Consider the following 11,660-nt stretch of genomic DNA (forward strand, 5'->3'; position numbering starts at 1 on the left):
CTGAGGTAGAGAAAATCAATGCGGGTTGCGTTTTCTGGGTTGGCAGCGTTTTCGTTAGTCAAGAATGCTCAAATCCTTCTTAATATTCATCGGCCACCACGTACGGCGGCTGTGCTTAAGAAATTCCAGATGCATGCTCTCCAGAATCAATCAAATGCCTCGGCGCGGTCTCCTCCCGACAGCCCTGAGGGGCCGCAAGTCAGGCCACACCCTGGTCCACAGGGCGTTTTAGGCTGAAGCGCTAACGCCAATTTCCGAGGGCTATGTTGTTTAACCATACGGAAAAACCACTTCGGTGTACGGCCAAATAGCTATTTTCATGCAATTTCGGGCGTGCCATTCGCGCTTTACGACGGTCACAGCGACACAACGTTTTTGCGTCAATAAGCCAGTCGTAATAACGGCTTCGACATGCACAATTGATTCGTATTGAGAACGATTACCGATGAGTGAATTATCCTCCCTCGCATCAGTGTTTATGAAATTTGTCACATGTCATTAATCTGCGACACATTTCTGGTTCAACGGGCGTGATTGCCTGGCATCCTATCTTCGCAGCATGCCCCATCCACCTTTGGTGGCCGCTCCTCGTGGCCGCTCCTCGTGACTGTCCCTAGCGCCACCCTCGCACTTATGGCCAGTTTTCTGGCACTTATCAATGATTTTCCTTCACTTGTCGACGATTTTTCGTCACCTATCGACGACTTTCCGGCTCTTATGCGCACGGTATTCTCCCCACTCAGTCACTTGTCGATGCACTGTTCGCTTATGGCCACGCTATAGCGCATCGACAAGTGAATATTGCATCGATAAGACCGGGGAGGAGAGTGTGCGACTCTACTCGTACAGGAGGTGTGGCCCTTTTGTGGTGGTGTATGGATTTGTTCAGGGAAGTGGCCCGGAACCGCGCACAAATTCGTGCTCAGATACGCGCGCGTATGCGGGCCCAGGCACCCCGCAGCCAGCATGGCCGCAACGAAAAACCGTCTGGCCACAATGAACTGTGGTCAGACGGTTTTTTGGGGTATTCACTTCAAGGTCGCTGGGTAGCCACTAGGTAGCCACTAGGAGCAGGGGGTATGCTCGCTGGGGCCGTCGTAAAGCGAACGCTTTAGCAGTCGTAGTACATTTCGTATTCCTGCGGAGTCGGACGCAGGCGAACCGGCTCGATCTCGTTTTCGTACTTGAAGTCGATGTAGGTCTGGATGAGGTCCTCGGTGAATACATCGCCTTCGAGTAGGAACTCGTGGTCATTGCGCAGGGCTTCAAGTGCGGCCTCGAGAGAGGTTGGAGCCTGCGGGATGTCTGCGGCCTCCTCTGGTGGGAGCTCGTAGAGGTCCTTGTCGACCGGAGCGTGCGGCTCAATGCGGTTCTTGATGCCGTCCAGGCCGGCCATCATCATGGCGGCGAAGCCCAGGTACGGGTTGCCGGACGGGTCCGGAGCGCGGAACTCGATGCGCTTTGCCTTCGGGTTGGAGCCGGTGATCGGAATACGCACAGCGGCGGAGCGGTTGCGCTGCGAGTAGACCAGGTTGATCGGAGCCTCGAAGCCCTTGACCAGGCGGTGGTAGGAGTTCAGAGTCGGGTTAGTGAAGGCCAGCACTGCGCCTGCGTGGTGCAGGATGCCGCCAATGTACCAGCGAGCGATGTCCGACAGGCCTGCGTAGCCGGCCTCATCGTGGAACAGCGGCTTGCCGTCCTTCCACAGCGACTGGTGCGCGTGCATGCCCGAACCATTGTCGCCAGCCAGTGGCTTCGGCATGAAAGTGACGGACTTGCCCTCTTCCCAAGCGGTGTTCTTGATGATGTACTTAAACGACTGCAGGTCATCTGCAGCATGCAGCATCGTGTTGAACTTGTAGTTGATTTCCTGCTGGCCGCCGGTGCCGACCTCGTGGTGCGCGCGCTCGAGCTCGAAGCCGGCGTTGGCCAGCTTCAGGCACATCTTGTCGCGCAGGTCCTGGTAGTGGTCATACGGAGCAACCGGGAAGTAGCCGCCCTTCAGGCGGGTCTTGTAACCCAGGTTGGTGGAACCGTCCGGGTTCTCGTCCTTGCCTCGGTTCCACCAGCCTTCGACGGAGTCAACTTCGTAGAAGCCGCGGTTGGTGTCGGTCTCGAACTTGACGTTGTCGAAGATGTAAAACTCTGCCTCAGCACCGAAGAAGCAGGTGTCGGCGATGCCGGTAGAGATGAGGTATTCCTCTGCCTTCTTGGCGACGTTGCGCGGGTCGCGGGAGAACGGCTCGAGGGTAAACGGATCGTGGACGAAGAACTTGACGTTGAGGGTCTTCGCCTTGCGGAACGGGTCAATGCGCGCGGTGCTCAGGTCAGGCAGCAGCGCCATGTCGGACTCGTCGATGGAAGTGAAGCCACGAACCGAAGAGCCGTCGAATGCCAGGCCCTCGGTCATCGCGTCCTCGTCGAATGCGGATGCCGGGATGGTGAAGTGCTGTTCGGTGCCGGGAACATCCGTGAAGCGGACATCGACGAACTCGACGCCCTCTTCCTTGATATACGCGACTACTTCCTCGGGAGTTTTGAAGGACATGTGCGGTCTCCTTAGTTGGCCTTGTTTAATACGCAGCAGGGGACTTTTGCACGACATTTCGTACGCCTGCCACGTTGTCAAGGACTGGCCGGTTGACGCTCTTAAGCTTAACGAACCGCGCATTCATTCTGGAATTAGAACGACGATTTTCTGACGTGGCGGGTCGCGGATTCAGCAATACGGAACAGAATACGCAAATAGGGAACTAGCTACCTACTTACGGAAACAGTGCAATATCCTGGGCATTCGCAATACGCCCGCTTTACGACGAGCCTTCGACCCACTTGCCGAAAAATTTTGGAAAAGGCAGTACAGCATCGCCCCCGAATTACCCCCGCATGCGCGGAGTGACTGCTCTAGCCTGTGATTTGATACATCGATTGCTGCATTAGACTATTGACCCATGGAAGAAAAGCACAGTTGGCTCGATGGCCCTCAGATTCCGGGTGAATTCGATAACCCGGACAAACTCTCGGACTATCCCGGCCAGGCACTGGGTCTTGCCCCCGACGGCCCAGGCTCGCAGGCGACGCTGATGCGTCGTGTCGGAGGCATTCTCATTGACTGGGTGATCTCCCTGATGATTGCTGGCGCTTTCTCAACGTTCTTTGGCCCAAGCCAGGAGCAGATTGATCAGTTCGGGGATGCGTTCATCGCCTGGCAGTCGTTCCTTGCGACCTACACGCCAGTTATCTTCCTCATTATCGGCACGGTATCGGTCTGGCTTTTCGCGCGCACTCCGGGCCAGTGGATGATGAAGATGGGCGTCGCCCGTGTGGACAAGCCAGGAGAGCGAGTCGGTTTTGTCCGCGCCTTCTTCCGCAGCTTGCTGACGCTCTTTTTGCTGCCACCGGCAATCACCGACTCGGACATGCGTGGCATGCACGACCGTGCCACCGGCACGGCCGTTATTTTGGGCTAGCCGCAGTTTCGGCTAGCGCTTCAGCAACCGGGGGCGCTGCAACGAACGAGCGCTACAGCACCAATACGACCAGGACCTGGGCGAGAATGATTTTCATGATCATGGCCATCGGATACACCGTTGTGTATCCCATTGCTGGCAACTCGTTCTTGGCCTGGTCGTTGACGTATGAGAGCACTGCCGGGTGAGTCTGTAGGCCTGAGAGGATACCTGCCGTCTGACCGAACGGAATCTTCAGCACTCGGTGGCCGACAATGAGGGTCAGCAGTGCGGAGCTGAACGCGATGATGGCAGCAAGACCCAGAACCGTCAGCGATGCCGGGTCGGACAGTGCAGCCTGGAACCCCTTACCAGCCGTAGTACCAATACCGGCCAGGAATAGAGCCAGGCCCATCGTACGGAAGGCTAGGTTAGCCGAGTAGGGGATAGGCCAGACCAACGGACCAGTGCGGCCGACAGCACCCAAAATCAGCGCCACAACCAGTGGGCCACCTGCGGAGCCCAGGGCGAGCGAGCTGCCACCCGGCAGCGGAATCTTGATGAGACCCACAAGGACACCCAGTGTAAGACCAAGGGTGAGTGGCAACAGGTTGACGTCGGAAAGCCTCTTGTAGGAGTCGCCGAAGAACTTTGTCGCATCCTTGATCTTCTCTGGCGGTGCTACCACGCGGACGCGGTCACCAAGCTCGAGACGCATATTCGGTTCGGCGACGATATCGTGGTCGCCGCGGCGGATACGCGTGATAATCATGCCGTCCATGCGAGTCTGGAGTTCCGCGATGGGGACACCGACCACATCAGGTGCGGAGACGAAAATGCGGCGGAAGTCCAGGCGCCCATCGTGAGTCGGGTCACCCGGCATGAGCTCACCAATGAACTCAGCGGCGCGAGCGATTTCCTCTTCGGTACCGACGACAGAAATGACATCGCCAATCGAGACAGTGTCCCCCGGAGCGGGGATGTAGAGGTGACCCTTGTACTCGATACGCGAGACAGTGATGTCGAGGTTGAACTTCGAGGGCAGGTCAGTGACGGAAGGCAGATCTTCCTTGAGGACCTTGATGTCCCGCGTGTGCAGCGGAAGTGCGGCGACACCTGCGTCAATGGCTTCCTGGTCGTGATCGACGCGGAAGACCTTCGACATGATGCCAATGGAGGCAATCACTGCCAGCACACCAATCGGGTAGGCCAGCGAATAACCAATCACTGGCATATCTCGAGCAGCGGCCAGCTCGCCCTTATCCGAAATCAGGCTTGGCAGGGCATCAACAATCGCGGCCATAGCCGGAGTATTGGTCAGGGCACCTGTAAATGCGCCTGCGCCCTCCACCGGGTCGATAGGCAGAAACTTGATTAGCAGGAACGACTCGACGGTGACGACCGCGAGTACGCCTATGCCAAACAGATTGTGCTTGATGCCCCGCGAGCGTAGCGAGCTGAAGAACTCGGGGCCCGCCTCCAAGCCGATGGTGTAGACGAATAATGCCAGTCCCACGATGTAAATCAACGGGGAGATTTGAATTTCCGGCTCAATCGTCGCCAGGATAAGGCCGACGAACAAAACGGCGGCCACACCGAGCTTGAAGCCGAAGATCTTGATCTGGCCAATTGCCAGGCCAAGAAACAGAATCACTAGAAGCGCTAAGAGTTCATTTTCAGCCAAGAGTTGCACATACCCCATCGTGGCACAACTGTCGGGAATCTTCATTAAGCGTTGTTTCCAGCAAGAATAGAGCTCTTACCCGCAGCCCGCTGATGGCGGGGAATCGCTCCGGCGACGGGGCATTAATTTTGCTTCAAGACCATACCAGCAACTGGGCTTTAGCGCCGCAATATCAACTGGCTTTAGAGTGCAAAAAAGGGGCCCGAAGGCCCCTTTTTACAGTGCAGCTGTGCGCCATGCAGCTGTGCGCCATGCAGATTGCTCTTGGTCGAATGGCTTAAGCCCGAAGGCCCTAGCGACAGCGCCGTAGTAACAGTGCCCTAGCACCAGCACCCTAGCTAAGCCACTAGTGCTTCTTGCCGCGGTTTGCCGCACGACGAGCACGGCGGTTCATACCTGCCTGTGGGTTAGCGCCCTTCGGCATCGGCCCCTTTGGCATGTTGGCGCGCGCGTCACGGATGCGGTCCATCGACTGAATGCGCTCATTCAGCGCATTCGCCTGGTCCTTGTTCAGGTTGCGCGGCAGGCGCATGAGCTCACGCTGCAGCTTCTTCGGCGGCACCTGGCCCTCGTCGCTACCAGCAATCATGTCGTAAATCGGAGCTTCGCCCGCAATGCGTGCCAGCGACTTCTTCTCGCGGGCAATCATCTGCTTAACGCGGTTGGGGTCACCTTCACCGACCAGCACAATGCCGGCGTTACCAATAACACGGTGAACAGCATCCATGTGCTGATTAGCGACAACACCGGTCTTGACATGCCAGACATAACCAACGCCCTGGCGCATGTTATCCAGCGTCCACGCTGCAGCGCCAGCCTGACCTTCTGCTTCGGTATAGAAAGTGGCCTCAAGGCGCTTGGTGAAGATGTACATCGCGACCATAAAGCCAATCGAAATACCAATAATCGTCAGAATCCACGGCCACACACCGCCAATGAGCAGGCCAAGCAGCAACAGCAGGATAACCGGGCCGAAGAAGCCCAACGCCATGTACGGCACGAGCTTGTTGTCCCGCGAACGCTGCAGCTTAAACGCCTGCCACATCTGGCTGCGGGTTTGCTTACGCTGAGCGCGCTTGGCGGCGCGGTTCGCCTTCTTCATTTCTTTCGCATCATTGGTCGCCATAATCACCAACTCTAGGGCATGTGATGCAGTTTTAGGCAATAGACCGCGCCGAGGCGTTATTTCGCTTTACGACGGTCCCACGGCCGTCAATCTCTAGGAGACAGGAGCAGACGAAGTAACTGGCGTATCCTCCGAGGCGCCGTAGCGGTCGAGCAGAGTAGAGGCCTCCTGCAGAGCGAGGTCGCTGCCTCCTTCGTCGGCAAGCGCGGAGAGATGTTCGGGCAGCTCCTGACCTCGGTGTGTCAGTGCGCGGGCGTAGAGCCGTCCGGCGCGGTAGGAGGAGCGGACTAGCGGGCCGGACATGACGCCGGCGAAGTCCATCTCTTCGGCAGCCTTGGAGAGCTTGACGAATTCCTCCGGCTTGACCCAACGGTCAATTGGGTGGTGCAGCGGAGTGGGACGCAGGTACTGCGTAATCGTGAGGATGTCGCAGCCCGCGCCGTGCAGGTCCTCCATAGCGGAGATGATTTCGTCGTAGGTTTCGCCCATGCCCAGGATGAGGTTGGACTTGGTAACTAGTCCAGCTTCGCGAGCGCGAGTGATGAGTTCCAAGGAGCGCTCGTAGCGGAATGCTGGACGGATGCGCTTGAAGATGCGCGGCACCGTCTCCAGGTTGTGAGCGAAGACCTCAGGCTTGGCGTCGAAGACCTGCTGTGCGGCGGATTCGTCGCCACGGAAATCGTCGACCAGGAGCTCGACACCGGTATTCGGGTTGAGCTCGTGGATTTGTCGGCAGGTCTCAGCGTAGAGCCAGGATGCGCCGTCGGCCAGGTCGTCGCGGGCGACACCGGTGATTGTCGCGTAGCGAAGATCCATCTCGCGGACGGACTCGGCGACACGGCGCGGCTCGTCCTTGTCCAAGGGGTCTGGCTTGGCGGAGTTAATCTGGCAGAAGTCGCAGCGGCGGGTGCACTTGTCGCCGCCGATGAGGAAGGTGGCCTCGCGGTCTTCCCAGCACTCGTGAATGTTTGGGCAGCCAGCCTCCTGACAAACTGTGTGCAGGGAGGCGCCCGAGACACGGTTCTTCATGTCTTTGTAGCTGGGGCCCGGGCGAACCTGGTTGCGGATCCACCGTGGCTTGTTTTCGATAGGGGTCTCGGCATTTCGTGCCTCGACGCGCAGTAACTTACGTCCTTCTGGCTTAACAGTCACAGTTTCACCCTACTTGTTTGTTGATGAGTACTCGAATATGCCGGTAGTGGAGTTGTGTTTCACCCGGTGTGGCAGGCCCTTCGTGGGGTCGGGCGCGGAGCCGAAGGAATGGTCGGCAACGGTCAGCCGGCCTTCCAGCGCATCTCGCAGATCCGCCAGAAGCGGTTTTGTCAACTCCGACACGCTAACATCCCGGTCAAGTTCCCTGGACAGGGTGGTCACCCCAGCATCTGAGATTCCACATGGCACGATGTAGTTATAGAACTCCATGGAGTTGTCGCAGTTCAGGCTCAGCCCGTGCATGGTCACGCCATGAGTGACGCGGATGCCCAGCGCCGCAATCTTGCGGTCGGTCATTTCGTTTCCAGCTGGAACCCAGACCCCAGAGCGGCCATCGATACGACCCGCAGCTGTGATGCCAGCCCGGCGAACAGTTTGAATGAGGGCTTCTTCGAGTCTGCGGACGTAGTCCACCACATCGACCGGCTGGGCGAGCTTGATGATTGGGTACATCACCAGTTGTCCCGGTCCATGCCAGGTGATTCGTCCACCGCGGTCGACATCGACAACCGGTAACCCATTTGTGGGGCGGTCTTCCGGCTGTGTGCGTTTTCCCGCTGTGTAGAGACTCGGGTGTTCCAGCACGAGAATTTGGTCACGGATTTCGTCTTTTGCACGCCTTGCGGCAAGGTCTGCCTGCAAGTGCCAGGTCTCCTCATAGTCGACCAGGCCCAGGTGTTGAATCTCGATGTCGGAGTTTGATTCCCGAATGGATTCATCTGCGCGGGTAAAAGGTTTTCTTGGGGCAGTCATGGTGTTTTATAGGATACGCCGAATTTCTGGCGGCCTCAGATTAGAGGTCGGGCGAACAGATCTTTGGGCAGTCGGAAGTACAAAAATGCAAAACACCCCGACAGTCACTCGACAGTGACGGCCGGGGCGAAAGCGGCGTGCTCTTGTTAGATTTAGCCGAAGGCGACGCGCAGGATGGAAACGGTAATTGCCGAGATACCTGCAGCGGCCGGCAGGGTGATAACCCAGGCCAGACCAATCGGCTTCATCAGGTTCCAGTTAGCGGCGCGGTTAACGATACCAACACCGAGAACTGCACCAATCAGAATGTGGGTGGAGGAAACTGGCAGACCCAGCAAGGAAGCAATCATAACGACCACAGCAGCAGAGAGCTCTGCGGCGAAGCCCGATGCCGGGTGCATCTTGGTCAAGCCGGAACCGACAGTTTGGATGACGTAGCGGCCGATGAACCACAGACCGGAAATCAGAGCAACACCCATGGTGGCCATGACTGCCAGCGGAACACCGGACTCGGAGGAAATCTCGTTGGTCTTCAGAACATCCAGAATTGCCACGAACGGGCCAAGCGCGTTAGCGATGTCGTTCGAGCCGTGGGAGAACGCGAACGCAGAAGCGGTGAAGACCTGCATCCAGCTGAACAGCAGGAAGGTCGAACGATCCAAATCCTGGCGCTTCAAAGTGCGGGCGAAGATGTAAACGGCGAGCCACACGGCGGTGGCAATCATGCCCATAATCAGGAAGTTGTCCAGGCCGGACAGGCCTAGGTGCAGGTTCTTGAGACCCTTGAACAGCATCATCGCCGAGATGACGACGGAGCCCAATGCGGCCAGGCCTGGAACCCAGGCTTCTAGCGCGCGGTGAGCGCGGACGTCATCAACCTTGGACTCGATGTCAACGAGCTTGCGGAAGTAATCAGACTCCAGGTCATTCGGAGTCCAATCACTGTCGCGCATCGTCGTCGCGTCGCGAAGCATTGCGTTAGTGTAAGCAATCTGCTCGTGCTCAGGAAGCTTCTCGAACTCTTCACGGTGCTGAGCTTTAAGATCCGCCTTTTCCTGGTGGATGGCCTGCAGCTGCTTAGAAGCCTTGTCGTTGTAGACGAGGATTGAGTTCTTAATTCCGCCGAACAGAAGGAACGCGACTAAACCGCCAAGGACCGGGGAGAGAACCCAGGAAATTGCAATCTGACCGATCTGGTCCCACTGGACCATGCTCCAGCCGCCCTTGCCGGTGATGAAACCGACCGTCAGTGCAGCACCGACGATACCGCCGACGATGGAGTGAGTAGTGGAAACCGGCCAGCCCATGCGAGTTGCAACGAGGAGCCAGACTGCCGCGCCGAGCAGCGCGGACATCATGATGAAGGCAAACTCCATCGGGTCCAGGCCATCGATTGCGTTCAAGTCCACGATGCCGGAACGGACGGTGTCAGTAACCTCGCCACCAGCGAGGACAGCGCCCGAAACCTCAAAGACTGAAGCGACAACAAGTGCCTGCTTCATGCTCAGGGTGCCGGCACCGACCGAGGTACCGAAGGAGTTAGCGACGTCGTTACCACCAATGTTGAACGCCATGAAGACAGCGAACGCGATGGTAATGAGGAGAATTGCCGTATTTGCCTGTGGGCCGACAAAGTCATAAGCCCAGAAGACAAAGATAACGATGTTGATTGCGAGTAGGCCGCCGAAGAAGAGGTGCCACCACTTGTCTGAGGAACTCGATTGCTCAGACGATGTGGCCCCGGTCGACGAACTAGTATCCGCTGGAGCCGAGGACATGCTCCACCTTTCTAAGTTACGTACAGAGAGTAAAAATAGGCACGCCAAAGAAGCCTGCTGTCTAATGATTTCTTAGATTGGTAAAGGCTAATAGCTAACTAGATGGCCGCCAGGTTAACAGATAATGAATTTAATTATCTTCAATTCCGGCATTGGTTTCTATTGCTGAAGAATAGAGGTGATTAATGCGAGTTCGGGTACATGACATTTTCGCATTTCCATAGCCTAAAAGCCTGTCTATTGGCCACTTTTACTCGCGCTCGTGGGTACTACTTTCGCGTGCCGCTATTGGCTTAACGACGGAAAAACAGCGCGTAAAATCTCTGTGTCGAAAGGTGGCGACATCTGCCAAGTGGTCTCATAAATTCTGAACCCAGGCCTACCGCATAAGAAAGCCCGCGTCAGCCGCATATGCGACGGACGCGGGCAGGGAAGAAGTAACCTTCAGCCGGTGGCTGCCTGGATTTCCACAAGTGCCCCGCGTTCCCCGTGTGAGGCGCAGGGCACTTAACCGCTCAGCTTAGAGCTGCAAATCCGATTCGAAGTTAGCAACCTCGAGGCGGTCAACAACGGTGGTCATGAAGCGGCCTGCGTCAGCGCCGTCGATGAGACGGTGATCGTAGGTGATCGGCAGGAAGACCATGGCGCGAACGCCAATGGCATCTGCTTCATTTTCGGTGACGACTACTGCGCGCTTCTTAATCGCGCCGGTGCCGACCATTGCAGCCTGCGGCGGAACCAGAATTGGGGTATCGGTCAGGGCGCCTTCAGAACCAATGTTGGTGATGGTGAAGGTGCCGCCAGACAGATCCTTCGGAGTCAGCTTGTTGTTGCGGGCGCGGTCTGCGATGTCCGCGATTGCAGCAGCCAGCTCCGGCAGAGACATGTCCTGAGCGTTGTGAATGACCGGGGAGAGCAAACCACGCTCGGTATCGACAGCAATACCCAGGTTGACCTGCTCGTGGTAGGTAATCTCCTTAGACTCTTCGTTCCAGGAAGCGTTGACGTTCGGGTGGCTAACCAGTGCTTCGACGATTGCCTTTGCGAAGAACGGCAGGAAGGTCAGCTTTGCGCCGTGCTTCTTCTCGAACTCAGCCTTCTTCTCAGCGCGCAGGTCCCAGATGGCAGTCATGTCGGCCTCATGGACCTGAGTCAGCTGTGCAGAGGTCTGCAGAGACTCAAGGGTCTTGGCAGCCGTAATCTCGCGGATGCGGTTGACACGCTGGGTGGTGCCGCGCAGCTCAGCGAGCTCAGGGCGAACGCCCTTGATCGACCAGTTGGAGCCGGACTTGGCAGCGGTGTCCTGGCCGCCTTCAGCGGCGCGCAGGACATCCTGCTTACGGATACGGCCACCAATGCCAGAACCCTCGACCTTGGTCAGGTCAACGCCGTGCTTGTCAGCCAGCTTGCGAACCAGCGGCGTGACGTAAGGAACGTCCTTGTTGGCGGACGGCTTGGACTCAGCCTTCGGGGTCTCCTTCTTCGGCTCTTCCTTCTTTGGCTCCGGCTTAGCCTCGGCCTTCGGCTCTTCCTTCTTCGGCTCCGGCTTGGATTCAGCCTTTGGCTCTTCCTTCTTCGGAGCGGCCTTCTTCGGCTGGCCGCTGCCGACGCGGGCGATGACCTCGCCGACGTCAACGGTGTCGTCCTCGTCGTAGAGA

Annotated in this window: 8 protein-coding genes; 1 reads left to right on the forward strand and 7 read right to left on the reverse strand. The window is 57.5% G+C overall.

Going from position 1 to position 11,660, the window contains the following annotated elements:
- Positions 1 to 1,111: 1,111 nt before the first annotated feature.
- Positions 1,112 to 2,548 (reverse strand): type I glutamate--ammonia ligase, encoded by a 1,437-nt coding sequence (glnA, locus tag Q0U90_RS10740; protein ID WP_297454870.1) that lies wholly within the window; start codon positions 2,546 to 2,548, stop codon positions 1,112 to 1,114.
- Between the two features lie 403 nt (positions 2,549 to 2,951).
- On the opposite strand from glnA, the gene Q0U90_RS10745 reads away from it, so the two are divergent.
- Positions 2,952 to 3,470 (forward strand): RDD family protein, encoded by a 519-nt coding sequence (locus Q0U90_RS10745; protein ID WP_297454873.1) that lies wholly within the window; start codon positions 2,952 to 2,954, stop codon positions 3,468 to 3,470.
- Positions 3,471 to 3,522: 52 nt separating this feature from the next.
- Here Q0U90_RS10745 and Q0U90_RS10750 read toward each other — a convergent pair whose 3' ends face one another.
- The 6 genes from Q0U90_RS10750 to sucB all read right to left on the reverse strand — a co-directional run.
- A complete protein-coding gene (locus tag Q0U90_RS10750) occupies positions 3,523 to 5,142 on the reverse strand; it encodes an aspartate:alanine exchanger family transporter (RefSeq protein ID WP_297454891.1) in 1,620 nt (539 codons plus the stop codon).
- A 337-nt stretch (positions 5,143 to 5,479) separates the two neighbouring features.
- Positions 5,480 to 6,259 carry a DUF4191 domain-containing protein gene (locus tag Q0U90_RS10755; protein WP_297454876.1) on the reverse strand — a complete coding sequence of 260 codons (780 nt, stop codon included), beginning with the start codon at positions 6,257 to 6,259 and terminating at the stop codon, positions 5,480 to 5,482.
- 93 nt (positions 6,260 to 6,352) lie between these two features.
- Positions 6,353 to 7,411 carry a lipoyl synthase gene (gene lipA, locus Q0U90_RS10760; RefSeq protein ID WP_297454879.1) on the reverse strand — a complete coding sequence of 353 codons (1,059 nt, stop codon included), beginning with the start codon at positions 7,409 to 7,411 and terminating at the stop codon, positions 6,353 to 6,355.
- A gap of 9 nt (positions 7,412 to 7,420) precedes the next feature.
- Complete coding sequence (lipB, locus tag Q0U90_RS10765; protein ID WP_297454882.1) at positions 7,421 to 8,224, reverse strand: lipoyl(octanoyl) transferase LipB; 804 nt, start codon at positions 8,222 to 8,224, stop codon at positions 7,421 to 7,423.
- Positions 8,225 to 8,376: 152 nt separating this feature from the next.
- Positions 8,377 to 10,002 carry an inorganic phosphate transporter gene (locus tag Q0U90_RS10770; protein ID WP_297454885.1) on the reverse strand — a complete coding sequence of 542 codons (1,626 nt, stop codon included), beginning with the start codon at positions 10,000 to 10,002 and terminating at the stop codon, positions 8,377 to 8,379.
- A gap of 520 nt (positions 10,003 to 10,522) precedes the next feature.
- Positions 10,523 to 11,660, reverse strand: a 1,138-nt coding sequence (gene sucB, locus Q0U90_RS10775) for a 2-oxoglutarate dehydrogenase, E2 component, dihydrolipoamide succinyltransferase (protein ID WP_297454888.1), incomplete at its 5' end; no start/stop codon positions are given.

It is taken from the genome of uncultured Corynebacterium sp., from assembly GCF_946998835.1.
GTDB lineage: Bacteria > Actinomycetota > Actinomycetes > Mycobacteriales > Mycobacteriaceae > Corynebacterium.

Excerpts from the sequence above, each read along its gene's own strand:
- lipB (WP_297454882.1), bottom strand. The coding sequence starts at position 8,224 with ATGACTGCCCCAAGAAAACCTTTTACCCGCGCAGATGAATCCATTCGG.
- Q0U90_RS10770 (WP_297454885.1), bottom strand. The coding sequence starts at position 10,002 with ATGTCCTCGGCTCCAGCGGATACTAGTTCGTCGACCGGGGCCACATCG.
- Q0U90_RS10755 (WP_297454876.1), bottom strand. The coding sequence starts at position 6,259 with ATGGCGACCAATGATGCGAAAGAAATGAAGAAGGCGAACCGCGCCGCC.
- Q0U90_RS10745 (WP_297454873.1), top strand. The coding sequence starts at position 2,952 with ATGGAAGAAAAGCACAGTTGGCTCGATGGCCCTCAGATTCCGGGTGAA.
- glnA (WP_297454870.1), bottom strand. The coding sequence starts at position 2,548 with ATGTCCTTCAAAACTCCCGAGGAAGTAGTCGCGTATATCAAGGAAGAG.